The 25,893-nt window shown below is 68.8% G+C and carries 29 protein-coding genes and 1 tRNA gene; 21 read left to right on the top strand and 9 right to left on the bottom strand.

All coding sequences use genetic code 11. The features are described 5' to 3' along the window. Positions 1-34: 34 nt before the first annotated feature. Together cobB and DXK32_RS07260 are read left to right on the top strand one after the other, a co-directional pair. Positions 35-781 (top strand): Sir2 family NAD+-dependent deacetylase, encoded by a 747-nt coding sequence (cobB, locus tag DXK32_RS07265; protein ID WP_114857895.1) that lies wholly within the window; start codon positions 35-37, stop codon positions 779-781. Then, positions 778-1,368, top strand: a complete 591-nt coding sequence (locus DXK32_RS07260; RefSeq protein WP_114857894.1) for a uracil-DNA glycosylase family protein — start codon at positions 778-780, stop codon at positions 1,366-1,368. The genes cobB and DXK32_RS07260 overlap by 4 nt, the downstream gene beginning before the upstream one ends. 1 nt (position 1,369) lies before the next feature. On the opposite strand, the gene DXK32_RS07255 is transcribed toward DXK32_RS07260, so the two are convergent. Further along, entirely contained in the window at positions 1,370-1,783 is a 414-nt protein-coding gene (locus tag DXK32_RS07255; protein ID WP_247877020.1) for a metallopeptidase family protein, read from the bottom strand. Between the two features lie 135 nt (positions 1,784-1,918). On the opposite strand from DXK32_RS07255, the gene DXK32_RS07250 reads away from it, so the two are divergent. The 3 genes from DXK32_RS07250 (at position 1,919) to DXK32_RS07240 (ending at position 3,751) form a co-directional block, all read left to right on the top strand. Then, positions 1,919-2,221 carry a 4a-hydroxytetrahydrobiopterin dehydratase gene (locus tag DXK32_RS07250; RefSeq protein ID WP_114857892.1) on the top strand — a complete coding sequence of 101 codons (303 nt, stop codon included), beginning with the start codon at positions 1,919-1,921 and terminating at the stop codon, positions 2,219-2,221. Between the two features lie 173 nt (positions 2,222-2,394). Next, positions 2,395-2,760 carry a hypothetical protein gene (locus DXK32_RS07245; RefSeq protein ID WP_114857891.1) on the top strand — a complete coding sequence of 122 codons (366 nt, stop codon included), beginning with the start codon at positions 2,395-2,397 and terminating at the stop codon, positions 2,758-2,760. 235 nt (positions 2,761-2,995) lie between these two features. After that, positions 2,996-3,751: a DUF3800 domain-containing protein gene (locus tag DXK32_RS07240; protein WP_162801111.1), complete on the top strand. Its 756-nt coding sequence runs from the start codon at positions 2,996-2,998 to the stop codon at positions 3,749-3,751. 352 nt (positions 3,752-4,103) lie between these two features. Here DXK32_RS07240 and modD read toward each other — a convergent pair whose 3' ends face one another. The 5 genes from modD to DXK32_RS07215 are packed head-to-tail and all read right to left on the bottom strand — an operon-like array spanning position 4,104 to position 7,506. After that, positions 4,104-4,931 (bottom strand): ModD protein, encoded by an 828-nt coding sequence (modD, locus tag DXK32_RS07235; RefSeq protein WP_114857889.1) that lies wholly within the window; start codon positions 4,929-4,931, stop codon positions 4,104-4,106. 20 nt (positions 4,932-4,951) lie between these two features. Continuing rightward, positions 4,952-5,965, bottom strand: a complete 1,014-nt coding sequence (locus DXK32_RS07230; RefSeq protein ID WP_114857888.1) for a magnesium transporter CorA family protein — start codon at positions 5,963-5,965, stop codon at positions 4,952-4,954. Continuing rightward, on the bottom strand, positions 5,962-6,870 hold the full coding sequence (gene folD, locus DXK32_RS07225; RefSeq protein WP_114857887.1) for a bifunctional methylenetetrahydrofolate dehydrogenase/methenyltetrahydrofolate cyclohydrolase FolD: 909 nt from the start codon (positions 6,868-6,870) through the stop codon (positions 5,962-5,964). The genes DXK32_RS07230 and folD overlap by 4 nt, the downstream gene beginning before the upstream one ends. After that, positions 6,863-7,222 carry a DUF167 family protein gene (locus DXK32_RS07220; RefSeq protein WP_114857886.1) on the bottom strand — a complete coding sequence of 120 codons (360 nt, stop codon included), beginning with the start codon at positions 7,220-7,222 and terminating at the stop codon, positions 6,863-6,865. Before DXK32_RS07220 ends, folD begins: the two co-directional genes overlap by 8 nt. After that, the gene (locus DXK32_RS07215) at positions 7,222-7,506 is read right to left on the bottom strand and encodes a YggT family protein (RefSeq protein WP_114857885.1); all 285 of its coding nucleotides are present in this window, start codon (positions 7,504-7,506) and stop codon (positions 7,222-7,224) included. The genes DXK32_RS07220 and DXK32_RS07215 overlap by 1 nt, the downstream gene beginning before the upstream one ends. Positions 7,507-7,713: 207 nt before the next feature. Here DXK32_RS07215 and DXK32_RS07210 point away from each other — a divergent pair. After that, a tRNA-Ala gene (locus DXK32_RS07210) sits at positions 7,714-7,789 on the top strand. Positions 7,790-7,919: 130 nt separating this feature from the next. Here the strand turns inward: DXK32_RS07210 and DXK32_RS07205 are convergent. The 3 genes from DXK32_RS07205 to ccmA all read right to left on the bottom strand — a co-directional run bounded on the left by DXK32_RS07205 (position 7,920) and on the right by ccmA (position 10,283). Then, positions 7,920-8,837 (bottom strand): restriction endonuclease, encoded by a 918-nt coding sequence (locus tag DXK32_RS07205; protein ID WP_114857884.1) that lies wholly within the window; start codon positions 8,835-8,837, stop codon positions 7,920-7,922. A gap of 109 nt (positions 8,838-8,946) precedes the next feature. Then, complete coding sequence (ccmB, locus tag DXK32_RS07200) at positions 8,947-9,612, bottom strand: heme exporter protein CcmB (RefSeq protein ID WP_114857883.1); 666 nt, start codon at positions 9,610-9,612, stop codon at positions 8,947-8,949. Beyond that, on the bottom strand, positions 9,609-10,283 hold the full coding sequence (gene ccmA / locus DXK32_RS07195; RefSeq protein WP_114857882.1) for a heme ABC exporter ATP-binding protein CcmA: 675 nt from the start codon (positions 10,281-10,283) through the stop codon (positions 9,609-9,611). The genes ccmB and ccmA overlap by 4 nt, the downstream gene beginning before the upstream one ends. Before the next feature lie 379 nt (positions 10,284-10,662). On the opposite strand from ccmA, the gene DXK32_RS07190 reads away from it, so the two are divergent. The 15 genes from DXK32_RS07190 to DXK32_RS07120 all read left to right on the top strand — a co-directional run bounded on the left by DXK32_RS07190 (position 10,663) and on the right by DXK32_RS07120 (position 25,889). Continuing rightward, positions 10,663-12,342: a putative transporter gene (locus DXK32_RS07190; RefSeq protein WP_114857881.1), complete on the top strand. Its 1,680-nt coding sequence runs from the start codon at positions 10,663-10,665 to the stop codon at positions 12,340-12,342. A 71-nt stretch (positions 12,343-12,413) separates the two neighbouring features. Then, the gene (locus DXK32_RS07185) at positions 12,414-14,093 is read left to right on the top strand and encodes a putative transporter (protein WP_114857880.1); all 1,680 of its coding nucleotides are present in this window, start codon (positions 12,414-12,416) and stop codon (positions 14,091-14,093) included. Between the two features lie 122 nt (positions 14,094-14,215). Beyond that, positions 14,216-15,022 carry an ABC transporter ATP-binding protein gene (locus DXK32_RS07180; RefSeq protein WP_114857879.1) on the top strand — a complete coding sequence of 269 codons (807 nt, stop codon included), beginning with the start codon at positions 14,216-14,218 and terminating at the stop codon, positions 15,020-15,022. A 121-nt stretch (positions 15,023-15,143) separates the two neighbouring features. Continuing rightward, a complete protein-coding gene (locus DXK32_RS07175) occupies positions 15,144-15,980 on the top strand; it encodes a transporter substrate-binding domain-containing protein (protein WP_114857878.1) in 837 nt (278 codons plus the stop codon). Between the two features lie 69 nt (positions 15,981-16,049). After that, the gene (locus DXK32_RS07170; RefSeq protein WP_114857877.1) at positions 16,050-16,754 is read left to right on the top strand and encodes an ABC transporter permease; all 705 of its coding nucleotides are present in this window, start codon (positions 16,050-16,052) and stop codon (positions 16,752-16,754) included. 4 nt (positions 16,755-16,758) lie between these two features. Beyond that, complete coding sequence (locus DXK32_RS07165) at positions 16,759-17,448, top strand: ABC transporter permease (protein ID WP_114857876.1); 690 nt, start codon at positions 16,759-16,761, stop codon at positions 17,446-17,448. Between the two features lie 143 nt (positions 17,449-17,591). Then, on the top strand, positions 17,592-18,641 hold the full coding sequence (locus DXK32_RS07160; protein ID WP_114857875.1) for a DMT family transporter: 1,050 nt from the start codon (positions 17,592-17,594) through the stop codon (positions 18,639-18,641). Between the two features lie 236 nt (positions 18,642-18,877). Beyond that, positions 18,878-19,597: a heme ABC transporter permease gene (locus DXK32_RS07155; RefSeq protein WP_014238690.1), complete on the top strand. Its 720-nt coding sequence runs from the start codon at positions 18,878-18,880 to the stop codon at positions 19,595-19,597. Between the two features lie 31 nt (positions 19,598-19,628). Further along, positions 19,629-19,847 (top strand): heme exporter protein CcmD, encoded by a 219-nt coding sequence (gene ccmD, locus DXK32_RS07150; RefSeq protein ID WP_035669739.1) that lies wholly within the window; start codon positions 19,629-19,631, stop codon positions 19,845-19,847. Further along, on the top strand, positions 19,844-20,299 hold the full coding sequence (ccmE, locus tag DXK32_RS07145; protein ID WP_038525715.1) for a cytochrome c maturation protein CcmE: 456 nt from the start codon (positions 19,844-19,846) through the stop codon (positions 20,297-20,299). Before ccmD ends, ccmE begins: the two co-directional genes overlap by 4 nt. A 55-nt stretch (positions 20,300-20,354) precedes the next feature. Next, complete coding sequence (locus DXK32_RS07140) at positions 20,355-22,346, top strand: heme lyase CcmF/NrfE family subunit (protein ID WP_114857874.1); 1,992 nt, start codon at positions 20,355-20,357, stop codon at positions 22,344-22,346. A 30-nt stretch (positions 22,347-22,376) separates the two neighbouring features. Further along, entirely contained in the window at positions 22,377-22,913 is a 537-nt protein-coding gene (locus DXK32_RS07135; RefSeq protein ID WP_014238694.1) for a DsbE family thiol:disulfide interchange protein, read from the top strand. After that, complete coding sequence (locus tag DXK32_RS07130; protein ID WP_114857873.1) at positions 22,910-23,386, top strand: cytochrome c-type biogenesis protein; 477 nt, start codon at positions 22,910-22,912, stop codon at positions 23,384-23,386. The genes DXK32_RS07135 and DXK32_RS07130 overlap by 4 nt, the downstream gene beginning before the upstream one ends. Further along, positions 23,386-24,834: a c-type cytochrome biogenesis protein CcmI gene (gene ccmI, locus DXK32_RS07125; protein ID WP_114857872.1), complete on the top strand. Its 1,449-nt coding sequence runs from the start codon at positions 23,386-23,388 to the stop codon at positions 24,832-24,834. Before DXK32_RS07130 ends, ccmI begins: the two co-directional genes overlap by 1 nt. A gap of 122 nt (positions 24,835-24,956) precedes the next feature. Further along, positions 24,957-25,889, top strand: coding sequence for a DMT family transporter (locus DXK32_RS07120; RefSeq protein WP_114857871.1), 933 nt, complete (start codon positions 24,957-24,959; stop codon positions 25,887-25,889). Positions 25,890-25,893 lie beyond the last annotated feature (4 nt).

Raw genomic sequence — 25,893 nt, 5'->3', positions numbered from 1 at the left:
TCTAGCAGCCGTTCCCCGAACCCGCCAGGGCACCATGACTTTTGCCATCACGACCATCGCCAACCATCTGAAGCCGACCGACTCCATCGTCATTCTGACCGGGGCCGGCATTTCCAAGGAATCCGGCCTGGACACCTTCCGCTGCGCCGACGGCATCTGGGCCAAGGTCGATCTGGAGGACGTCGCCACGCCGGAGGGCTTCGCCCGCGACCCGGTGCTGGTCCACCGCTTCTACAACGACCGGCGGCGCGGCCTGCGCGATCCCGCAGTGCAGCCGAACGCCGCCCATCGGGCATTGGCCGAGCTGGAGCGGCGCTGGCGGGGCGAGCTGCTGCTGGTCACCCAGAACATCGACGACCTGCACGAGCGCGCCGGGTCGCAGACGCTGATCCACATGCACGGAGAGCTGAACGCGGTCTTCTGCCGCCACTGCCAGAACAAGGTGGAGCACTGGACCGGCGACCTGTCGGTGACGGACGTCTGCCCGTCCTGCGCCCGCAAGGGCGGGATGCGCCCCGACGTGGTGTGGTTCGGCGAGATGCCCTACCAGATGGAGCGGATTTACCGCGCGCTGGGCGCCTGCGACCTGTTCGTCTCCATCGGCACCTCCGGCAACGTCTACCCCGCCGCCGGCTTCGTGGCCGAGGCGCGCAACGCCGGCGCCCTGACGCTGGAGCTGAACCTGGAGCCGTCGGCGGGGGCCAGCCTGTTCGCGGACTCCGTCAACGGCCCGGCGACCGAGATCGTCCCGGCCTTCGTGACCGAGCTGCTGAGCCTTTGACGGACGATCTGAAGAATCTGTTCGAGCAGGCCCGCGCCTGCCGGCTGTGCGAGGCCGTCCTGCCGCACGGCTGCCGCCCGGTGCTGCGTGGCAGCCCGTCCGCCCGCCTGCTGATCGTCGGGCAGGCGCCGGGCGCGCGGGTGCACGCCAGCGGCATTCCCTGGAACGACCCGTCCGGCGACCGGCTGCGCCAGTGGCTGGCCATGGACCGTGACGCCTTCTACGACGAGAGCCGGATCGCCATCGTCCCCATGGGGCTCTGCTACCCCGGAACGGCGCCGAAGGGCGGCGACTACCCGCCGCGCCCGGAATGCGCCCCGCTCTGGCACCCGCCGCTGCGCGCCGCCCTGACCGGGGTGCGGCTGACCCTGCTGGTCGGCAGCTACGCGCAGGCCCATTACCTGGGAAACCGCCGCCAACGGACGATGACCGACACGGTGGCGGCGTGGCGGGACTACCTGCCGGAGTTCCTGCCCTTGCCCCACCCGAGCTGGCGCAACACCGCCTGGCTGAAGAAGAACCCCTGGTTCGACGCGGAACTGGTGACCGCGCTGCGCCGCCGCGTCACGGCGGCCCTGGACGGGTGACTCACCCCTCCATGGCCTCGATGCGCTCCATGTCCTCGTCCGACATGCCGAAATGGTGGCCGATCTCGTGGATCAGGACGTGGCGGACGATGGCGAACAGGTCCTCGCCGGTCTCGCACCAGTAATCCAGGATCGGGCGGCGGTAGAGGAAGATCATGTCCGGCCCGCTGCGCAGGTCGGCGACGCTCTGCCGCGTCATATCGACGCCCCGGTAAAGGCCGAGCAGGTCGAAGGGGCTCTCCAGCTCCATCTCGCGCTCGGTCTCCTCGTCGGGGAAATCCTCGACATGGATCGACAGATTGGCGATCGGGGCCAGGAGTTCCCGCGGAATCGTCTCCAGCGCGTCCTCGGCCATCCGCTCGAGGTCGGGGGTGGAGGGGGGAACGGTGTGGGTGTGTGCCGGTTTGCGCATCATACCGGTGAAGGTAGCGTTGCTTGCCGCCCAGGCCAAGCGGCGCTAAACCGGAAGACGGACCGGAACACCGATTTGATCCACGATCGATCCGTGTCCGTTACGCCTTGCAGTGGTCAATCAACAAGGGGGGAAGGAATGTCGGACAAGCTGGTGGGCGCCAAGCGGCAGATCGCGCTGAAGGAACTGCACGGCTGGGCGGAGGTGCTGGAGCGCGACGCGATCCGCAAGACCTACCATTTCCCCGACTTCCCCGCCGCCTGGGGGTTCATGAGCCAGGTCGCCCTGCTGGCGGAACGGCTGAACCACCATCCGGAATGGTTCAACGATATGGGCCGTGTGGAAATCATCCTGTGCACCCGCAGCGCCGACGGCCTGACCCAGGCCGACGTCGATTTCGCCCACCGCGTCGACCAGATCGCCCCGAACCGCGACCGCTGAAGACTCCCCTCTCCCGTACCGGGATAGGGAGGACCCGCCGCAGAGCGGCGGGAGGGTGAGGGTATCGCCAAGAATCCGGCATTATGGAGCAAACGCCACCAAAATTTCGCACAATAAGTGTATTATGGAGCGGTAAGATACCCGGAGGTTGACCACTGCACCATAAACGCGCCATGAGCGACACCTACGTTATCAGCGGGCTTACGGCCAAGCGCGCGGAAGTCTCAGGCATCATTGCGGACCTTGAGAAGCGCGTCGCCCAGCACCGGGCCGATCTGGTTCACATCGACGCCGTGTTGCGGCTCTACGCCCCGGAGGTGGAGCCGGAGTTCATCGCGCCCAAGGCCGTCAGGAAGCGCAACGACTGGTTCAAGGCCGGCGAACTGTCCCGCATGGTGCTGGACGTGCTGCGCGTCGCCCCGGCGCCCTTGCAGGTCCGGGAAATCGCCGCGAAGGTCATGGAAGCCCACGGCATCGACGCGACCGACGCACGCACTGTGCAGTTTGTCGGGAAGCTCGTGCACAACGCCGTCACCTGACAGGCCTCCGATCTGGTAGAGCGGGTTAGAGAGGGGAAGGGGACTGCGTGGAGGGTGGGGCCATAAGAACATCAAGGATCCTCCGTGACCGTACCGAACTGGCCAAGTCCTGCCAAACGAAAGGGCCTCAGCGTTACACCTTGACTCGCCGTGCGTCCGCCTGCCTACTCGTATGGGTGGCATGGGCATGCGCCAATGCATGCTGCGTGTATGGGGGCGCAGGAGGGGCAAGGGAATGCAGATCTATTTTATGGATGAAAGCGGCACCGCCCCTCAGCGCCCGACGAAACAGCAACGCTATTTTGTAATCGGCGGCGTAATCATACCGTCAAATCTTTGGCATGAAATTGCTGATGAGATGACGAACCTAAAAAAGAACCGGCGCATTCGCGGGGAGATAAAATGGCGATACTTCGCGCCGAACAACGATGATGCGTCAAACCCACTGAAAGGACGTCCGCAGGCTGAACGTGATGAGTTCAGGGCTGAGCTTTTTGGGCTTATCACCAAGCGCGCATCCGTACGGATCATCTGCACTGTCACATCAATCGAAGCTGCTTTTGAGATGCGCAGCGTTAATAACGCTGATGATCTGTATCATCTCACCTACAAGACCTCGACTGAGCGTTTTCAATACTATTTGCAAGATTTGTCCAAGACGGTCGGTCGCAAGGAAAATGGCATTATCGTCTGCGACCACCGAGGGCCGCGCGACGACAAGCGGTTGCGTCAGCAACACCAGAAGCTCCTTTATTCATCTGGCGAACACATTACGCGGTACAGCAACCTTGTGGAGGGGCTTTTCATCGCCCCATCGCATATGAGCGTTGGCATACAACTCTCAGATTTGGTCGCTGGTGCTGTGTGGCGGCATTACGAGAAGGGGGATGACCGCTGGTTCGGCTTAATCAAAGATTCGCTTCGGCAGGGGCCAAATGGAAATCCTGATGGCTACGGCGTAATAAAAACACCGAAGTCCAACTGGCGGTAAATAATTGGAGACGCCGGGCGGGGGCCTTAACCCCCGACGTGCTAAGTGACGCACTCCCGGCACATTGAAAGTATGCGAATCGCACTCACGTGTCAACCATCCTGAAGCGTTACAGCTTATTGTTAACGCGATACTTTTGATCTTTTCTTGCGCAAAACGCTTTCTGGTGCGGCTGGGCATCATGAGCATCCCTGATGAGCCATTCGCAGGCCCCTTTACAGATCCTCCACCCGCACCGCTGGGCACCCATTCGCCTTCATGCTGCAAGAATCAGCGCCTTAATCCTCGCGCGCCCCTCACCCGGCCCTTCGGGCCACCCTCTCCCGAGACGGGAGAGGGACTGAAACGGCGCTCACGCCGGTTCCAGAATCACCTTCACATCCGCCGGGCGCCCGAAGAAGGGGGCGGTGGTGACCAGCAACGGACAGCCGGCGGCGGCGTAGGCCGCCGCGTTGTCCTCCGTCACGCCACCAGCCGCCGCGACGACCGGCGGGCGCGGCAGGCCGCGCGTCGCCTCGACCACGGCGCGGGCCTCCTCCGGCGTTCGCTTCTCCAACTGCAACACGTCGGCCCCGGCGCGGGCGAAGGCGATGGCGTCCGCCACCGTGTCGACCTCGACCACGATCTTCTTCTCCGGCGCCCGGCGGCGCAGGTCGGCGATCCACGCCTCGGGCGACCCGGACAGGAAGACGCGGTGTTCGGGGAAGACCAGGATGGTTTCCGACAGGCCCAGCCGGTGCATCACCGCTCCGCCGGCCAGCACCGCCTTGACCGACAGGTCCTTCGCGCCGGGAAAATTCTTGCGGGTGCAGGCGACGGTGACGCCGGGCGCGGCCTCGACGATGCGGCGGGCGCGGGTGGCGATGCCGGAGGCGTATTCGACCAGGGTTTGCGCCACCTTCCAGCCGCGGTGCAGGGCGCCCGCCGGGCCGTGCCCATCCAGGAAGGGCGTTCCGGCCTCCACCGCCGTGCCGCTGGGCCGGACGAAGGTCACCGTGCCGCCGGCCTTCTCGATCAGGCGGGCGGCTTCCTCGGTCCCGGCCAGCACCATGGCGCCGCGCGCCGCGAAGCGGATGCGCGCCGGAGCGGCGGCGATGCCCAGCGAGTCGGTGGTCAGGTCGCCGTAGGGAACGTCCTGGGCGAGAAGCGCGTCGAGCGCGGCATCGGACAGGACGATCATCGGCGGTTCCCTTCTTCCGGTCAAAGCCACCCGCGGCGGCGGAAGTACCAGAGCGGCACCACGGCCGACAGCACCATCAGCAGGATCGCCATCGGATAGCCGAAGTCCCAGTCCAGCTCGGGCATGTAATGGAAGTTCATGCCATAGGCGGACGCGATCAGCGTCGGCGGCATCAGCGCCACCGAGACGACCGAGAAGATCTTGATGATCGCGTTCTGCTCGATGTTGATGAGGCCGAGCGTGGCGTCGAGCAGGAAGTTCGCCTCGTGCGCCAGGAATCCGGCATGCTCGTTCAGGGACCGCAGGTCGCGCGTCAGGGTCTTCAGCGCCGCCTTCTGCTCCTTGGTCAGCCGCCCGGCGGCGACGGAGGAGAGGAAGGCGACCAGCCGGTCCAGCCCGGCGAGGCTGTCGCGCACCTTGTGTGTCAGGTCGCCGGCCCGCCCGATGCCGCGCAGCACGTCCTGGAGCTCGTCCGGCTTCTTGGCGGCCCGCCCGCCACCGCCACCGCCGCCGCCGAGCCCGCCGCTGTTCAGCGAGTCGGTGAAGATGCGCGCGGACAGCCCGTCGATGCGGGCGCCGATCAGCTCCAGCACATCGGCCACCCGGTCGATCACCGCGTCCAGGATGCCCAGCAGCGCGTCCTCCGCGCTGGCCAGAAGCTCCGGCTGGCGGATGGTCCGCGCGGCGAAGGTGGCGACGGAGCGCGGCTCTGTGAAGCGCACCGTGATCATGTGGCGGGGGGTCAGCACGAAGGTGACCTCGCCCTGCTCCGGCATCGGCGAATCGGCCCGCGCGATCACCGAGGAGGTGAGGTAGACGGCCTCCCCCTCGGTGTAGAGCTGGCTCGACGCCTCGATTTCCTTCATTTCCTCGCGCGTCGGCAGGTCGCAGCCGGTGACGGCGCCGACATGCGCGCGCTCCGCCTCGTCGGGACGGAGAAGGTCGATCCACACCGTGTTGGGCGGCAGCGGCTCGCCGAGGGCGAGCGGCTGCTCGACCACGCGGCCGCCCACCCGGGCGTGGACCGTGATCATGCAAGGGCCTCGGCGGGGACCGGCGCGCCGGCGGCGCGGCAGGCGGCGGCCAGCGTGTTCAGCATCAGGCAGGCGATGGTCATCGGCCCGACGCCGCCCGGCACCGGGGTGATGGCGCCGGCGACCTTGACCGCCTCGTCGTAGGCGACGTCGCCGACCAGCCTGGTCTTGCCCGGCTCGGTCGGGTGCGGGATGCGGTTGATGCCGACGTCGATGACCACGGCGCCCGGCTTGATCCAGTCGCCGCGCACCATCTCCGGACGGCCCACCGCGGCGACCAGGATGTCGGCGCGCCGGCATTCGCCGGGCAGGTCCTGGGTGCGGGAATGGGCGACGGTGACCGTGCAGTCCTGCTGGAGCAGAAGCTGCGCCATCGGCTTGCCGACGATGTTGGAGCGGCCGAGCACCAGCGCCCGCTTGCCCTTCAGGTCGTTGCCCAGCGTGTCGCGGAGCAGCAGCAGGCTGCCCAGCGGGGTGCAGGGCACGATGGCGCCGGCGCCGCCGGTCGCCAGCAGGCCGGCGTTGACGACGTGGAAGCCGTCCGCGTCCTTTTCCGGGACGATGCGGGCCAGCACGCGGGCCGTGTCGATGTGCCTGGGCAGGGGAAGCTGGACCAGGATGCCGTGCACCGCCGGGTCGGCGTTCAGCCGGTCGATCAGGGCCAGCAGCTCCGCCTCGCCGAGATCGGCCGGCATGTGGTGGTCGAAGCTGTTCATGCCGAGGTCGGCCAGGGCCTTTTCCTTGGACCGGACATAGACCTGGCTCGCCGGGTCCTCGCCCACCAGCACGACGGCGAGGCCGGGGGTGACGCCGTGGCTGCCCTTGAGCGCGGCCACACCCTCGGCCACGCGGGCGCGCAGCCCCGCGGCGAACGCCTTGCCGTCGATGATCTTCGCCTCAGCCATCGCTGTTCCCCGTATCAGGCTTTGCTGTTTCCACCAGCGCCGTCAGCCGGCGCATCAGGTCGGCCGGGTCGCCGGCCACATGGACAATCTTGTTCCGGTCGGTGGCGCCGGCCACCACCGTCAGGCTGGTCTTGGGCAGTTTCCACGCCTTGGCCAGCAGTTTCACCACCGCCTCGTTCGCCTTGCCGTTCTCCGGCACGGCCGTGACGGTCACCTTCAGGGCCGTTCCTCCGGACGCCGTGGCGGCCAGCCCGGCGATGGCGTTGCGCGACGCCTTGGGCGTCACCCGCAGCGCCAGCCGGACGCCGTCCGCCACCGCCTCGAAGGGCACGGCCTCGAAGGGGCTTGCCATCAGAAGCGCGGCCAGTATTCCGCCATCAGGTTGCGGATGAAGAAGATCAGCAGGATCAGCGCGATCGGCGACAGGTCCAGGCCGCCCATGTTCGGCAGGACGCGGCGGATCGGGCGAAGCGCCGGTTCGGTGACGCGGTAGAGGAAGTCGCCGATGACGTAGACCGCGCGGTTGCGGGTGTTGACGACGTTGAAGGCCACCAGCCAGCTCAGCACCGCCGAAGCGATGAGCAGCCAGACATAGAGGCTGAGAACGGTGTCGATCAGCAGGTAGAGCGCAATCATGCCCGGCCCGTCCCTTTATTGTCCGATTTTGCGGGGCACCCTAAGCACAAGCGGCGAGTGCTGTCCAGTGCCGCGCGGCGGGCCGCTATCATGCCCTTGGCCATCCCCTTGCGCGCCACCGCCGATGCTCGCGACCGGGCGCGTTCAGAGGGCTTGACAGGCTTCCTCCGCATCACCATTATCCGCCGCACGCCGGTGACGGTGTGTGGGGCCGTAGCTCAGCTGGGAGAGCGACGCGTTCGCAATGCGTAGGTCGGGAGTTCGATCCTCCTCGGCTCCACCAATCCCCCCCAAGACAGTGATGCGACACAGGAATTCGCTGACGTTCGGCGGAATTCCCCGCGGTGTGACACCGCCCTGTCGCACGACGGTTTTGGCCGAATCGCCTCCCTCCCCCCGACAGCAAGCCTCCTCTACTCGAAGAAGTCCTCGTCCACACGCTTGATGTGCAGGGTCTCTTCGATCCGGCAGCCGACCTCGTGCCGGATCATCAGCTTGGCCAGTTGGATGCCATCGATCAGCACGATGCGGGTGCCCAACCGGTCGGCCGTCTCCCTGGCCGACGTGGTGAAGGCGGAGGTGGTGACGAACAGCCCCTTGGTCGCCTTGAACAGGTTCAGGCTGCCGAAGAAATCACGAATCGCCCCGGCTCCGACGGTGTTCCCGTCGGCGTACCGCTTGGCCTGGACATAGACCCGATCCAGCCCAAGCGGGTCCTGGTCGATGATGCCGTCCACACCATCGTCACCCGATTTGCCGACCAGGGCCTTGTCGAGTTCCGTCACGGACCCGCCGTAGCCCATGGTGATCAGCAGGCGGACCACGGTCTTCTCGAAGAAGGCTGGCGTCCCGGACCGTACGCGCTGGAGGATCTCCTCCGCCAACGACGCCTCGATCCGCAGATGGGCCTGCCGCATCACCTCATCGGGGGTCAAGGGACTCTCGGCAACCGAAAGCACGACTTCGGCCGCCTCGGCTGTCCCAGCTTCGCCGTCGCGGAAACCTTTGAAGCTCGGGAATTGCTCCAGGAATCGAACGGTGATCCGGTCGGGGGGCGAGTTCAGCACCTGCCGGCCGGTCTCGGTGATACAGAAATGTGCCCGTCGGGTCGGTTCGACCAGCCCGGCTTTGCTGAGATAGCTCTTCGCCCAACTCACGCGGTTCCCGAATGTCGTCTGTTGCTTCGACGGCACGAGATGAGCCCGCTCCTCGTCGGTCAGGGCGAACTCATCCGCAAGAATGTCCACCACATCGCGGATGCGGACCTCACCGCCCCCGGCGGCGGTCTTCAGCACGGGGAGCATCAGGGTCTGGAAATCGGGAATGCCCATCGCGAGCCCAACGTCTCTTCAAAAGTGTGCAAGGCGGCGGCACTCTATCAGACCGGGTGCGGCAGGCAACACTTCCGGATCGCAACGGCGCCCCCGTGAGGCGCCGCCTTTACTCCACCGCCTGACGCAGGGCGGCGGCGCTCGCCCAAGGGGCCAGCGGCAGGGCGCCGGCCAGAAGGCCGCCCAGCAGCAGCAGATGCGGGCGCGGGGTCAGGCCGTTCAGCGCGGCGTCGATGGCTCCGGCGCCGAAGATCAGCACGGGGATGTAGAGCGGCAGGATCAGCAGCGACAGCAGCACGCCGCCGCGCCGGGCGCCCAGAGTCAGCGCCGCGCCGATGCTGCCGATCAGGCTGAGGATCGGCGTGCCGACCAGCAGGGTCAAAACCAGAATCCCGAACCCCTCCGCGTCCATGTTCAGCAGCAGGGCCAGCAGCGGGGCGGCGGCGATCAGCGGCAGGCCGGTCACCAGCCAGTGGGCCAGCGTCTTGGCCAGCACCACCGCCTCCATCGGCAGGGTGGACAGCGACAGCAACTCCAGAGAACCGTCCTCGTAATCGTTCTGGAACAGCCGTTCCAGCGACAGCAGCGAGGCGAGCAGGGCCGCCACCCAGATCACCCCGGCGGCGATGCGGGCGAGGATGTTCGGCTCCGGCCCCACCCCGAAGGGGAACAGCACCACGCACAGCACGAAGAACATCACGGCGATGCTGGCGTCCGACCCCTGGCGCAGCGCCAGCCGCAGGTCGCGCCCGATCAGGCGCAGGAAGCGGGTCACGCCGCGTCCTCCTCTTCCAAAACCTCGTCATCCTCGCCGTGCGGGACGGGGGTGAAGTCGTCGAGGTGCAACTCGCCGGCGCCGGGCATGGCGATGTCCACATGGGTGGACACGGCGACCATGCCGCCGCCGGCCCGGTGCTCCGCGATGATCTCCTCGAACAGGGCGATGGCCGCGCGGTCGAGCGCCACGGTCGGCTCGTCGAGCAGCCAGAGGGCGGCGGGGGCGGCGATGATGCGGGCGAGGTTCAGGCGCCGCTTCTGCCCCGCCGACAGGTAGCGCCCCGGCACGTTGGCGATGTGCGGCACGCCCAGCCGGTCCAGCGCCTTCAGCGCGTTGCCCCGCGGGTCGGCGGCGCCGCCCAGCGTGGCCCAGAAGGACAGGTTCTCCACCGCGCTCAGCACCGGCTTCACCGCGTCGAGATGGCCGACGTAATGGATGCGGCCGCGGTGGGCGTCCGGGTCGTCGGTCACGGGAACGTCGTCCCAGGACAGCCGGCCGCGGATCGGCTTGAGCAGCCCGGCCATGACGCGCAGCAGGCTGGACTTGCCGCTGCCGTTGGGGCCGAGCAGGAACAGCGCCTCGCCCGGCGCGATCCGGAAGTCCAGCCCGGTGAAGACCAGCCGGTCGCCACGGAGGCAGGTCAGCGCGGAACCGGCGAAAACGGGCATGGCGGCGGGCAGGGCTCTTGTGGTGGACGGGGCGGGGGGAGCTATAGCACAGCCCGTCCGGGCGCCAAAAAGAAACGCCCTAAAAAAGAAACGGCCATCGCAAGGGGGTTCTTGCGATGGCCGCCGATCCAGCCGGGGCCTGGCTGGGGGCGCCGGAAAACCGGAGCCCTGATCGTCGCTTAGGGGCCGGGCCGCAGGGGTTCACGGGTCCGGCCAGCCACTTCATGCCGTAAGGCTCCGTCCGGTTTAGGGCCAGAAAGTGGCGAAATTTTGATCCGATGAATGTCCCTTTCCATTCCAGGGCATTGCCCGGACGGGACGGAGCGGGCATTCATAGGCGCCTTCGGCCTTCGCCGCTCAACCGGACCGGGTGCCCGCCATGACCCTGCTGATCGACCTGTTCAACGGCCTTCCCGACATCGCCCGCATCATGCTGATGCTCAGCGTGGTGGCGGCGTCGGGGCTGGCGCTGGGGCAGATCAAGCTGCGCGGGGTGGGGCTGGGCATCGGCGGCGTGCTGTTCGCCGGCATCGCCGCCGGGCACGTCGCCAAGGCGCTGGGCCTGACCTTCGACCACCACGTTCTGCATTTCATGCGGGAGTTCGGGCTGATCCTGTTCGTCTACACCATCGGCGTGCAGGTCGGCCCCGGCTTCTTCGCCGCCCTGAAGAGGTCGGGCCTGACGCTGAACCTGCTGGCCGCCTCGCTGGTCGGGCTGGGGGTGCTGGTGGCGGTGGCGATCCACGAGATCGGCGGGGTGCCGCTGCCGGCGGTGCTGGGAATCTTCTCCGGCGCCGTCACCAACACGCCGTCGCTGGGGGCCGCGCAGGAGATGCTGCGCGAGGTCGGGGCCTCGGCGGCGGAGATCAACACGCCCAGCCTCGGCTACGCCGTCGCCTATCCCTTCGGCATCGTCGGCATCCTCATCACCATGGGTCTGATCCGCGTCGTCTTCCGCATCGACCCGGTGGCGGAGGCCGAAGCCTTCGAACGCAAGCGCCGCGCCCAGGTGGAAACCCTGGAGACGCTGGACGTCGCCGTGCGCAACCGGTCGGCGATGGGGCTGCCGCTGCGCGAGATGGAGCTGTTCGGCGACCAGGGGGTGATGATCTCCCGCCTGCTGCGCGAGGGGCGGCTCCAGGTGCCGCACCCGGACACCTGCCTGCGCGCCGGCGACGTGGTGCATCTGGTCGGGCCGCGGGTCAAGCTGGAGGCGACGAAGCGGCTGCTCGGCGAGGCGGCGGAGGTCACCCTGACCACCAAGGGCACCGACATGCGCTGGGACCGTCTGGTCGTCACCAACGAGCATGTTCTGGGCAAGGCCATCGGCCAGCTCGACCTCGCCGACGCCTACGACGTGGTGGTCAGCCGGGTCAACCGGGCGGGCGTGGAACTGGTGCCGAGCCCGGCCCTGCACCTCCAGTTCGGCGACATCCTGACCGCCATCGGCAAGCCGTCGGACCTCCAGCGGGTGGCGGCGCTGATGGGCAACTCGGCGCGGCGGCTCCAGCAGGTGGAGTTCGTGCCGGTCTTCATCGGTATTCTGCTGGGCGTGCTGCTCGGCTCCATCCCCTTCTACATTCCGGGGATGCCGGCGCCGCTGAAGCTGGGTCTGGCCGGCGGGCCGCTGGTGGCGGCGATCCTGCTGGCGCGCATCGGCCACATCGGGCCGCTGGTCTGGTTCATGCCGCCCGCCGCCAACATGGCGCTGCGCGAGATCGGCATCGTCCTGTTCCTGGCGGTGGTCGGGCTGATGTCCGGCGACCGCTTCGTCGAGACGCTGGTGCACGGCGACGGGCTGCTGTGGATCGGCTGCGGCGTGCTGGTGACGCTGATCCCGCTGCTGACCGTCGGCTTCATCGCGCGGGTCTTCGCCCGGCAGAATTACCTGACGATCTGCGGGCTGCTGTCCGGCAGCATGACGGACCCGCCCGCGCTCGCCTTTGCAAACGCAATGAGCGCATCGGAGGCTCCCGCCCTCGCCTATGCCACTGTTTACCCTATGGTTATGTTTCTGCGTATCCTTGCGCCGCAGTTGATCGTCCTGTTTCTCTGGTAAGGAGGCGGCCCAGCGGGGACGCTTCCCACGGGATCGAGGGGCGGTCTGTCCTCGCGTGGGGAGACGCGGCCATGCACGCGCTCATCGACCTCTTCCTGGCCATGCCGCCGATCGCGCGCGTGGTGTTCATGCTGGGCATCACCTCGGCCCTCGGGCTGGCGCTCGGCCACATACGGTTGCGCGGGGTCGGGCTGGGCATCGGCGGCGTGCTGTTCGCGGGCATCGCGGTCGGCCATTTCGCCAAGCAGGCCGGGGTGACGCTGAACGGCGAGATGATGGAGTTCATCCGCGACTTCGGCCTGATCCTGTTCGTCTACACCATCGGCATCCAGGTCGGCCCCGGCTTCTTCGCGGCGCTGAAGAAGTCCGGGCTGGCGCTGAACGGGCTGGCGCTGCTGATGGTCGGGTCGAGCATCCTGCTGACCGCCCTCCTGGTGCTGTTCGACCTCGTGCCGCTGGGCTCCGGCCTCGGCGTCTTCGCGGGCGGGGTGACCAACGCCCCGGCGCTGGCCGCCTCGCAGCAGGTGCTGAAGGAGGTCGGGGCCGACGCCGCGGTGATGGCCCTGCCCGGCCTGGCCTTCGCCGTCACCTACCCCTTCGGCATCGCCGGCAACCTGCTGGCCATGGCGGCGGTGCGGATCGTCTTCCGCATCGACCCGCAGGAGGAGGCCAGGGCCTTCGAGGCCGCCCGGCGCGCCGAGGTCGCGGCGCTCGACACCATGGACATCGCCGTCACCAACCCGGCCCTGCGCGGGGTGCGGCTGGGCGACCTGACCATGCTGCAAAGCCTGGGGGTCTGCGCGTCGCGGCTGCTGCGCGGCGGCCAACTCCGCGTGCCCGGCGAGGACACCCGGCTGGAGGAGGGCGACGTGCTGCACGTGGTCGGCCCGCGCCCGAGGCTGGAGCAGGTCCGCCTGCTGATGGGACGGGAGGCCGACGTCCGGCTGACCACCAAGGGCAGCGACCTGCGCTGGGAGCGCATCGTCGTCACCGCCAACCCGGTGCTGGGCAAGTCCATCGCCGCGCTCAACCTGAAAGGGGCCTGCGACGTGGTGGTCAGCCGCGTCAACCGCGCCGGCGTGGAGCTGGTGCCCAACGCCGCGCTGAAGCTCCAGTTCGGCGACATCCTGACGGTGATCGGCAAGCCCGACGACCTCAAGGCGGCCGGCTGCATCATCGGCAACTCCGAACGGCGGCTGCAGACGGTGGAGATGATCCCGGTCTTCGTCGGCATCACGCTGGGCGCTCTGCTCGGCGCCATCCCGCTGTTCCTGCCGGGCATGCCGGCGCCCTTGCGGCTGGGCATGGCCGGCGGGCCGCTGATCGTCGCCATCGTGCTGGCGCGCATCGGCCACATCGGGCCGCTGGTCTGGTTCATGCCGCCCGCCGCCAACCTCGCCTTGCGCGAGATCGGCATCGTCCTGTTCCTCGCCGTGCTGGGCATCGCGTCGGGCGACCGCTTCGTCGAGACGATGGCGAGCGGCGCCGGGCTGCCCTGGATGGCCTGGGGCGTGCTGGTGACCATCGTGCCGCTGCTGCTGACCGGGCTGCTGGCGCGCGGAATGATGAAGCTGAATTTCCTCAGCATCTGCGGCGTGCTGGCCGGGGCGCAGACCAACCCGCCGGGCCTCGCCTACGCCAACGCGGTGGTCGCGTCGGAGGCGCCGGCGCTGGCCTACGCCACCGTCTACCCGCTGGCCATGTGCCTGCGCATCCTGGCGCCGCAGCTTCTGGTGCTGATGCTGTGGTGAGGGGCGGGACGTCCCGGAGACGGTTGTGAAAATCCGCGTTGCGGGGGATTGTCCGGCGGTCTAGCCTAGCGGCACCGTCCAGGGTTGGGCGGTCCAGACCGTTCCCCGCCAGCAAGCCCCGCATGCACCGACACCCGCCCGCGAATCCCAACGCCCCCGAAGCCGTCCTCGTCGAGAATGTCCACAAGCGCTTCGGTCCGCTGGAGGTGCTGAAGGGCGTCTCCCTGACCGCGCGCGAGGGCGACGTCATCACGCTGATCGGCTCCTCCGGCTCCGGCAAGAGCACGCTCCTGCGCTGCATCAACATGCTGGAGGTGCCGGACGAGGGGCGGATCGTCATCGGCGGCGAGGCCATCGGCCTGAAGAAGGGGCGCGGCGGCCAGACCGTCCCCGCCGATTCCCGTCAGGTGGACCGCATCCGCACCCGGCTCGGCATGGTGTTCCAGAGCTTCAACCTCTGGACCCACATGACCATCCTGGAGAACGTCATCGAGGCGCCGGTCCATGTGCTGGGCGTCCCGAAGGCGGAGGCGGTGGACCGCGCCCGCAAGCTGCTGGACAAGGTGGGCATCCTGGCCAAGGCCGAGTCCTACCCGGTGCAGCTGTCCGGCGGGCAGCAGCAGCGCGCCGCCATCGCCCGCGCGCTGGCCATGCAGCCCAAGGTGATGCTGTTCGACGAGCCGACCTCCGCGCTCGACCCCGAGCTGGTCGGCGAGGTGCTGCTGGTCATCCGCCAGCTCGCCGAGGAGGGCAACACCATGATTCTGGTGACGCACGAGATGGGCTTCGCCCGCGAGGTCGCGTCGGAGGTGGTGTTCCTCCACCAGGGCCGGATCGAGGAGCGGGGACCGCCCGACCGGGTTCTGGTCGATCCGGAATCGGACCGCGTGCGACAGTTCCTGTCGCGCCACCTGTCCGGCGGCGGCTGAATCGGTCGCGCGAAGTCGGCCCGCTCAATTCCCTTGACTGGCGCTGTAAAACCGTAAACCTCAGAGCCTGCCCGAGCATAAGAGCCATCCATAAGGGCATCAGAACAGAGGAGGTTTTCCCGTGAAGAAGATCGTTGCGGCCCTGGCGCTCGGCGCCATCGTTGCGGTCGCCGGCACCGCCGCCGAGGCCAAGGACTGGAAGAAGATCCGCATCGCCACCGAGGGCGCCTACGCCCCGTGGAACGCGACGGACCCGTCGGGCAAGCTGGTCGGCTTCGAGCCGGACCTCGCCATGGAACTCTGCAAGAAGATGAAGGCCGAGTGCGAGATCGTCGCCCAGGATTGGGACGGCATGATCCCGGCCATCCAGCAGGGCAAGTACGACGCCATCATGGCCGCGATGTCGATCACCGACGAGCGTGAGAAGGTCATCGCCTTCGCCGGCCCCTACGGCACCGAGCCGTCGATGTTCGGCACCATGAAGACCTCGCCGCTCGCCAAGGCGACCTTCCCCGGCGAGCGCTACGACCTGTCCAAGGACGACCCGAAGGCCGCCATCGCCGCCCTGGCCGACGCGCTGAAGGGCAAGACGGTCGGCGTGCAGACCTCGACCATCCAGGCGAACTTCATGGAAAAGCTTCTGCCGCAGGTCGCCGTCCGCACCTATGACAAGCTGGACAACGCCGGCATCGACATGGCCGCCGGCCGCGTCGACGCCATCTTCGGCGACCGTTCGGCGGTGGACGCCATCCTCAAGGCCGACGCCGGCAACGGCATGACCCTGTTCGGCCCGGCCTTCGCGCGCGGCGTGCTGGGCAAGGGCGTGGGCGTGGGCCTGCGCAAGGCCGACGGCGACCTGAAGGAGCTGTTCAACAAGGCCATCGCCGAGGCCAACCAGGACGGCACCATCACGAAGCTGAGCACCCAGCACTTCGGCTACGACATCTCGATCAAGTAAGGCCGCCTTCCCTCCGCGGGGCGGCGGTTTTCCGCGAGGCGCCCCCGCGGAGGCTCACGCCGGGAACCCATGCTCGAACTTCTCTCCTTCGGCCCGAACGGGTGGGGCGGCCAGCTTCTCGGCGGGGCCGCGATGACGGTCGCCGTGTCGGTGTCGGCCTTCCTCCTCGGCCTCGTCTTCGGGTCGCTCGGCGCGTCGGCGAAGCTCAGCCGCAGCCTCGCCCTCACCGGCGTGGCGGAGGTCTACACCACCGTCGTCCGCGGCGTGCCCGAACTGCTGGTCATCTATCTGCTGTTCTTCGGCGGCAGCGGCGCGGTCATGGCCGTCGGCCGGGTCTTCGGCTACGAGGGCTACATCGAGCTGAACGCCTTCTCCATCGGCGTCCTGGCGGTCGGTCTGATCTCCGGTGCCTATTCGACGGAGGTGATCCGCGGCGCGGTCCAGGCGGTGCCCCACGGCCAGATCGAGGCGGCGCGCGCCTGCGGCATGTCGCGCTGGCTGATCCTGCGCCGCATCCTGGTGCCGCAGACCCTGCGCTACGCCCTGCCGGGGCTGGGCAACGTCTGGCAGCTCACCCTGAAGGACACGGCGCTGATCTCCGTGACGGCTCTGGCCGAGATCATGCGCGTGTCGCATGTGGCGGCGGGGTCGACCCGCCAGCCGTTCCTGTTCTACACCACCGCGGCGGTGCTCTACCTCCTGCTCACCACCGTCTCCACGGTGGCGTTCGAGCGGGCGGAGCGCTACGCCAATCGCGGCGTGCGGAGGGCCTGACCCCATGAACTGGGAACTGATGTGGGACAGCGTGCCCACCCTCCTGCGCGGCGTTCCGGTGACCCTGCAGCTGGTCGGGCTGGCGCTGCTGTTCGGCGCGGGGGTGGCCTTCGCGGTGGCGCTTCTGCGGCTGTACGGCAACCGCGTGACCGAGCGGCTGATGGCCGCCTACGTCTTCGTCTTCCGCGGCACGCCGCTGCTCGTGCAGATCTTCCTGATCTATTATGGGATGGGCCAGTTCGAGCTGGTGCGCAGCAGCGTCCTGTGGATCTACCTGCGCGAGCCCTTCTGGTGCGCGATCCTGGCGCTGACGCTGAACACCGGCGCCTACACCAGCGAGATCCTGCGCGGCGCCATCCTGTCGGTGCCGCAGGGCCAGATCGAGGCGGCGCGGGCCTGCGGCATGTCGCGCACGCTGCTGTTCCGCCGGATCGTGATGCCGGTGGCGATCCGCCAGATGCTGCCGGCCTACGGCAACGAGGTGATTTTGATGGTGAAGGCCAGCTCGCTCGCCAGCACCATCACGCTGCTGGAGATCACCGGCATCGCCCGCAAGATCATCGCGCAGAGCTTCGCGGTGTTCGAGGTGTTCATCGTCGCCGGCAGCATCTATCTGCTGCTGAACTTCGTCGCCTCGCGCCTGATCCGCTACGCCGAGTGGCGCATGACCCCCTATCTGCGGGCGCGGGGATAGGCGGCTGCCCCCACCCCGGCCCTCCCCCGCTTCGCAGGGGAGGGAGATTTTGCGAAGCGGCGGCAGTTCCCTCCCCTGCGAGAGCGGGGGAGGGTTAGGGTGGGGGCGACACTTCCCCCACTCAACAGGCGTGCGAGGCGCTCATGCCCCGAACCGGCGCGACGACCGCCATCCTGGCCGCGGTCCTTTTCGGCCTCAGCACGCCGCTGGCGAAGCTGCTGGTCCACGACCTGTCCCCCTGGATGCTGGCGGGCCTGCTGTATCTCGGCTCCGGCATCGGGCTGGGATTGCTCCGTCTGCTGACAGGGTCGCGGAAGCGTGGCGAACGCGGCCTCCGCGGCGCCGAATGGCTCTGGCTGATGGCCGCCGTCGCCGCCGGAGGCGTCGCCGGTCCGGTGCTGCTGATGTTCGGCCTGACGGCGACGCCGGCATCGACCGCCTCGCTGCTGCTCAATCTGGAAGGGGTGTTCACCGCCCTGCTGGCGTGGTTCGTCTTCCGCGAGGGCGTCGACCGGCGGCTCGTCGCCGGCATGGTCGCCATCGTGGCGGGAGCGGTCGTGCTGTCCTGGGGCGGACCGGTGAGCCTTTCCGGCGGTTGGGGACCGGCGGCGGTCGCCGCCGCCTGCCTGATGTGGGCGGTGGACAACAACCTGACCCGCAAGGTGTCCCTGGCCGACCCGGCGGACATCGCCACGATCAAGGGGCTGGTGGCCGGCAGCGTCAATGTCGGGATCGCCCTGGCGCTCGGCGACGCCCTGCCCGCCGCGCCAACCGCGGCGGCGGCGATGCTGGTCGGGCTGCTCGGCTACGGCGTCAGCCTCGTGCTGTTCGTGGTCGCCCTGCGCCACATCGGCGCCGCCCGCACCGGGGCCTATTTCTCGACGGCCCCCTTCGTCGGCGGCATCGCCTCCCTGGCGATCTTCGGGGAGCCCGTGACGCTCGGGCTGGCGGCGGCGGCGGTCCTGATGGGGATCGGCGTCTGGCTGCACCTGACCGAGGACCACGACCATGAGCACGACCATGACGAGATGGAGCACGACCACCCGCACGTCCATGACGAGCACCACCGGCACCACCACGACGGCCCGCAAGATGGCCCGGTGACCGAACCGCACAGCCACCGGCATCGCCACGGGCGCCTGCGGCACCGGCACGCCCACTTTCCGGACGCCCACCACGCGCACCGGCACTGAGCGCGGTTTCGACCCCTTATCCGGACCGGCCGGACTTTTTCCCCCGTCCTGCACCAACGTAGCATGGAAAGGCCGCGTCAACCCGTCGTACCGTCAGTGCGACAGGCCGCCGCACCGTCCTGAAAACACCACGGTGTGCGGCCATGTTTCCTGACCAAGATCAAGGCGAAACCCCTCGCGCTGGGGCATCACTGAGCTTATATCGTCCGCAGCACGACCAGAGGCCCATAGGTCCTATGCATCGATTTGCAAATCCTGCCCGCTTCCAGCGCCTGTCGGCGGCGATCCTGCCCTGGACGGCGGGGGCGACCGTGATCCTGCTGATCGTCGGGCTCTACGTCGCGCTGATCGGCTCGCCCCGCGACTACCAGCAGGGCGACACCGTGCGGATCATGTACATCCATGTGCCCGCCGCCTGGATGAGCCTGTTCGTCTACGTCAACATGGCCATCGCCGCCGCCTGCGGATTGGTGTGGAAGCACCCGCTGGCCGACCTGTTCGCCAAGGCCGCCGCTCCGGTCGGCGCCGGCTTCACCTTCATCTGCCTCGTCACCGGCTCGCTGTGGGGCGCGCCGATGTGGGGGACCTGGTGGGTGTGGGACGCGCGGCTGACCAGCGTGCTGATCCTGTTCTTCCTCTATCTCGGCTACATGGCGCTGGTGAACGCCTTCGACGACCCGCAGCGCGGGACGCGGGCGGGCAACGTGCTGCTCCTCGTCGGCATCGTGAACGTGCCGATCATCAAATTCTCGGTGGACTGGTGGAACACCCTGCACCAGCCGGCCAGCGTCATCCGCATGGGCGGACCGACCATCGACGGGTCCATGCTGGTCCCGCTGCTGGTCATGGCGCTGGGCTTCACCGCCTACTTCATCACGGTGGTCCTGCTGCGCCTGCGGGCGGAGATCGTGCAACGCAAGATCCAGACGATGCGCCTGACCGAGGCGCAGGGCTGAGGCACGGGAACAGGCGGGGCCGGAGGCAAGGATGGCAGAGTTTTTCGCGATGGGCGGCTACGCCGCGTATGTCTGGTCGTCCTACGCGCTGGCGGCGCTGGTGATGGTCGGCCTGCTGGTCGCCACGCTGAAGGCGCTGCGCGGCGCCGAGACGACCCTGAAGGCGCTGGAAGGCAGCCGCCCGCCACGGCGGCGCCGGGCGCGCAACGGAGCCGCGGCGTCGCCCGCGGCGGAGGTTGGTGAAGGATGACCCGCAAGAAACGGCGCCTCTACATGCTGGGCCTCGCCCTGCTGGGCCTTGGCGCGGCCACCGCCCTGACGCTGACGGCGTTCGAGGACAACATCGTCTTCTTCTTCAGCCCCACGCAGTTGCAGACCCAGGACATCGGCGACCGCAACTTCCGCCTGGGCGGCCTCGTCGAGGAAGGCAGCGTCAGCAAGATGCCCGACGGAGTGACGACGCAGTTCCGCGTCACCGACACGGTGCACACCGTCGCCGTCAGCTACCGCGGCCAGCTTCCCGACCTGTTCCGCGAGGGCCAGGGCGTCATCACGGAAGGCCGCATGATCAACGGCGTCTTCCAGGCGCGCGAGGTGCTGGCCAAGCACGACGAGAACTACATGCCGCCAGAGGTCGCCGCCGCCCTGAAGGAGGCGGAGCACTTCAAGGCGAACTCGAAGGAGCAGAAGCCCAGCTCGTGACGCTGGCGGCTTCTCCACTCCTCCCCATTCCGTTCTTTCAGGGAGCATCGGGCCCGTGATTCCCGAACTCGGCCATTACGCGCTGGTGCTGGCGCTGTTCGTGGCGCTGGTGCAATCCGGCGTCCCCCTGGTGGGTGCCGCCACCGGCAACGCCGCCTGGATGGGCGTCGCCCGCCCCGCCGCCATCGCCCAGATGCTGCTGGTCCTGGTCGCCTACGGCGCCCTGACCTGGGCGCATGTGGTGTCGGACTTCAGCGTGTCGAACGTGGTCGCCAACAGCCACTCGATGAAGCCGATGCTCTACAAGGTGTCGGGCGTGTGGGGGAACCACGAAGGCTCGATGATGCTGTGGATCGTCATGCTGACGGTGTTCGGCGCGGCGGTCGGCATCTTCGGGCGCAACCTGCCGCCCTCGCTGAAGGCCCGCGTCATCGCCGTCCAGGGCATGATCGGCGTCGGCTTCCTGCTGTTCATCCTGATCACCTCGAACCCCTTCCTGCGCGTGGTTCCGGCGCCGCTCGACGGCAACGACCTGAACCCGCTGCTCCAGGACCCCGGACTCGCCTTCCACCCGCCCTTCCTCTACGCGGGCTATGTCGGCTTCTCCGTCGCCTTCTCCTTCGCGGTCGCCGCGCTCATCGAAGGGCGCGTCGACCCGGCTTGGGCGCGCTGGGTGCGGCCCTGGACGCTGGCCGCCTGGTCGACCCTGACCGCCGGCATCGCGCTCGGCTCCTGGTGGGCCTATTACGAGCTGGGCTGGGGCGGCTGGTGGTACTGGGACCCGGTCGAGAACGCCTCCTTCATGCCCTGGCTGGCCGGCACCGCGCTGCTGCACTCCGCCATCGTGGTGGAAAAGCGCGACGCGCTGAAGACCTGGACCATCCTGCTGGCGATCATCACCTTCTCGCTGTCGCTGATGGGCACCTTCCTGGTGCGGTCGGGCATCCTGACCTCGGTCCACGCCTTCGCGGTGGACCCGGCGCGCGGCGTCTTCATTCTGGTCCTGCTGGCGATCGCCACCGGCGGCTCGCTGCTGCTCTACTCGGTGCGGGCGCCCAGCCTGAAGACCGGCGGCCTGTTCGCCCCGGTCAGCCGCGAGGGCTCGCTGGTGCTGAACAACCTGCTGCTGTCCACCGCGACGGCGACGGTCTTCATCGGCACGCTCTACCCGCTGTTCCTCGACGTGCTCGACCTCGGCAAGGTGTCGGTCGGCCCGCCCTTCTTCAACGCCACCTTCATCCCGGTCGCCATTCCGATGGTGATCGCCATGGTGGTCGGCCCGTTCCTGGCCTGGAAGCGCGCCGACCTGCTGGGCGCCCTGAGCCGGCTGTGGACGGCGGGCGTGGCAACCGTGGCCTGCGTCGCCATCGCCGCCTACGTCACCAACGGCGGCGGCCCGCTGCTGGCTCTGGTCGGCGTCGCGCTTGCCGCCTGGGCCTTCTTCGGTTCGATCGCCGAGTTCGCGGAGCGCATCCGCCTGTTCCGCATCCCGGTGAAGGACAGCTGGAACCGCGCGGTCAACCTGCCGCGCAGCGCCTGGGGCATGACCATCGCCCACGCCTGCATGGGCATCGCCATCGCCGGCATGACCGGCACCTCGGCGTGGCAGAGCGAGACGATCAAGGCGATGAAGCCGGGCGACACCGCCACGGTCGGCGCCTACGCCGTGCATTTCGACCGCGTCGGCACGGTGCAGGGCCCGAACTACAGCGCCGAGCAGGGCGTTTTCACCGTCACCCGCAACGGCAACCACATCGCCACCCTGACGCCGCAGCGCCGCAGCTATCCGGTCACCCGCATGACGACGACCGAGGCGGCGATCCACACCACCTGGCTGTCCGACGTCTATGTGGCGTTGGGCGACCCGACGCAGAACGGCACGGCCTGGACCGTGCGGCTGTACCATCACCCGCTGGTGCCGTGGATCTGGATCGGCTCGCTGGGGATGATGCTGGGCGGGCTGGTCAGCCTGTCCGACCGCCGCTTCCGCGTCGGCGCCCCGGAGCGCCGCCGCGCCGCCAAGGGCAATCTTCAGCCCGCCGAATAAGAACGCCCGCCGAGTAAGGACACGCCTCCGATGCGCCGCCTGATCTATCTGTTGCCGCTGCTGCTGTTCGTCGGTGTCGGCGTGGCCTTCCTGCGCGGGTTCGACCGCGACCCGCGCGACATCCCCTCCGCCCTGATCGACAAGCCGGCGCCGGAATTCTCGCTGCCGCCGCTGCCGGGCCACAAGGAAGGGCTGTCCAACGCGACGCTGAAGGGCGACGTCACGCTGGTGAACGTCTTCGCCTCCTGGTGCATCCCCTGCAAGGCCGAGCACCCGATCATCACCCGGCTGGCCCGCGAGCAGGGCGTGACGGTGCGCGGCATCAACCACAAGGACAAGGCGGAGGACGCCATCGCCTGGCTGAACCGCAACGGCGACCCCTACGCCAGCATCGGTGTCGACCTGGACGGCCGCGTGTCCATCGACTGGGGGGTCTACGGCGTGCCGGAGACCTTCCTGCTCGACCGCCAGGGCCGCATCCGCTTCAAGCATGTCGGCCCCCTGACCCCGCAGGTGGTCGAGGAACAGATCCTGCCCATGGTCAAGCATCTGCGGAGCGCGTCGTGAGAGCCCTCCTTCTCGCCGTCCTTCTGGTGCTGACCCCGGTCGCCGCCTCCGCCGTCCAGCCCGACGAGGTGCTGAAGGATCCGGCGCTGGAAGGCCGCGCCCGGGAGATCAGCAAGGATCTGCGCTGCCTCGTCTGCCAGAACCAGTCGATCGACGACTCCAACGCGCCGCTCGCCCGCGACCTGCGCGTGCTGGTCCGCGAGCGGCTGACCGCCGGCGACAGCAACCAGCAGGTGCTGAGCTTCGTCACCGACCGCTACGGCGACTATGTGCTGCTGCGCCCGCCCTTCAAGGCGACGACGCTGTTCCTATGGATCGGCCCCTTCGTGATCCTGGCCATCGGCGGCGTCGCCACGGCCCTGTACCTGCGCGGGCGTAAGGGTGCCGCTGTTGCCGCGGGCGGCGACACCGCCCCGCTGACCGAGGACGAGCGGCGGCGCCTGGACGCCCTGCTCCGCAAGGACAAAGCCTGATGCTGTTCTGGATCGTCGCCGCCGCCCTGACGGCGGCCGTGGTGCTGCTGATCGTGCCGCCGCTGCTGAGGAAGCCCGAGGGCGCCGCCGAGGAGCGCGCCGCCTACGACCTGGAGGTCTACCGCGACCAGCTCGGCGAGCTGGAGCGCGACCAGGGCCGTGGCCTGATCAGCGAGGCCCAGGCCGCCGCCGCCCGCGCCGAGATCGGCCGCCGCATGCTGGCCATCGCCGACCGCGGCAAGGGTTCTGCGAAGAATGGCGCCAAGGACAAGGCCCCCGCCGCCCGCGCGCCGCGCAGCGCCATGGCGCTGGCCGCCCTGCTGGCCGTCCTGCTGCCGCTCGGCACGCTGGCCGTCTACGGCAAGCTGGGCCGCCCCGAGCTGCCGGCACAGCCGCTGGCCTCGCGCAACCTCGACCATGAGCGCGGCGGGCCGCCGAAGAACGTTCTGGCGGCGATGGACAAGCTGAAGGCCCAGCTCGCCGAGACCCCCGACGACCCGCAGGGCTGGGCCATCCTCGGCCAGGCCTACGCCAAGATGGGCCGCCTGCCCGAGGCCGCCGACGCGCTGGGCAAGGCGGTCGCCCTGGCCGGCGACGACCTGGAACTGCTCGGGAGCTATGGCGAGGTCCTGATCTCGGCCAACGGCGGCACCGTTCCGGACGAGGCCCGTAAGACCTTCGACCGCGTGCTGGCCAAGGACCCGACGGAGCCCCGCGCCCGCTTCTACGCCGCGCTGGCCCGTTTCCAGGCCGGCGACAGCAAGGACGCGCTGGAGCGCTGGGGCGCCCTGCTCGCCGAGTCCCACGCCGACGCGCCCTGGGTGCCGATCGTCCGGACGCAGATCGCGGAGGCCGCCAAGGCGCTGAACCTCGACCCGGCCAAGGTGACGCCGGAGCCCCTGCCCGCCCAGCAACCGCCGCCGGTCGCCCAGAGCGAGGGCCAGAACGAGGTCCAGCACCAGGGCCAGAACCAGGGCCAAGCGCAGGGCGAGGACCAGCAGCAGATGATCCGCGGCATGGTCGACGGGCTGGCCGCCCGGCTGGAGGCCAACCCGGACGACGTGGACGGCTGGCTGCGGCTGTCGCGCTCCTACGGCGTGATGGGCGAATCGGCCAAGGCCATCGACGCCGCCCGCAAGGCGCGGGAGCGGGCGCCCCAGCGGCCCGACGTGCTGGTCGCCTACGCCTCCGCCCTGCTGTCGGCGGAACCGCGGAGCAGCAAGCCCGGCCCGATGCCGGAGGAGGCCGTCGCCGCGCTCCGTCAGGCGCTGGCGGCCGAACCCGACAACCGCGACGCGCTCTGGCTTCTCGGCCTGAACGCCGCGGGCGTCGGCCAGACGGCGGAGGCCACCGACCTGTGGACCCGCCTGCTGGCCCAGTTCAAACCGGAGGAGCCGGAATACACGCTGATTCGCTCCCGCCTCGACTCGCTGAAGGCTGGCGGCTGAGCGTCTTTCGAATGTCCCTTGCAACCCGGCGCGCCTGAAGAGCAGGATGGCGTTGCACGCTGGGGTGGCGCGCCCGAACGGAACGCGCCACCCGCAAGCCGATCCGCCAGGGACGCGACCGATTGCCCACCCATGCGCTCACCGCCAAAGGTCCCGCCTCCGGCCCCGGCATGGCGGGGAAGCCGCTGGAGGCGGCCTTGTGGATGCTGGGGGCGGCTCTGTTCATCGCCATCGGCAACGCGATGATCCGCCACGTCAGCGGCGAGCTTCATCCCTTCGAAATCGTCTTCTTCCGCAACCTGTTCAGCCTGATGTTCATGCTGCCCTGGATCGCGGCGGTCGGGCTGGGGCGGCTGCGCACCGGGCGGGCGGGGCTCTACGCCTCGCGCTCGGCGACCAGTCTGGTGGCGATGCTGTGCTGGTTCTACAGCGTCACCCATATGCCGCTGCCCGACGCCACGGCGCTCAGCTTCACCATCCCGCTGTTCGTCACCGCCGGGGCCGCGCTGTTCCTGAACGAGACGGTGCGGGCGCGGCGCTGGGCCGCCGTTCTGGTCGGGCTGGCCGGGGTGATGATCGTCATCCGCCCCGACGACGCCACCCTGGACCCGACGATCCTGGTCATGCTCCTGCATTGCGTCGCCGCCGCCATCACCACGCTCCAGGTGCGGGCGCTGGCGACCTCGGACGGGGTGATGGTGGTGGTCGCCTACATGGGGCTGTTCCTGACCCCGATGGCGCTGGTGCCGGCGCTGTTCGTGTGGGAGTGGCCGAGCTGGACGGCGCTCGGCTGGCTCGTCCTGCTGGGCGGCGTCCTGACCCTGGGGCAACTGGCGATGACCCGCGCCTTCAAGCTGGCGCCGGCCTCGGCGATGATGCCCTACGACTACGCCCGCCTGCCCTTCACCGCCCTGCTCGCCTGGCCGCTGTTCGGCGAGGCCATGGACCTGTGGGGCTGGGTCGGCGCCGGGGTGATCGCGGCCTCCGCGCTCTACACCGCCCATCGCGACGCCGCGCAGTCCCGCGCGGAGCGGACGGCCTCCGCCAAGGCGTGAGCCG

The organism is Azospirillum brasilense (genome assembly GCF_003349955.1).
Taxonomy (GTDB): domain Bacteria; phylum Pseudomonadota; class Alphaproteobacteria; order Azospirillales; family Azospirillaceae; genus Azospirillum; species Azospirillum brasilense_B.
The sequence above is the reverse complement of the archived record's forward strand: the minus strand, read 5'-3'. Positions and strand labels throughout refer to the sequence as shown.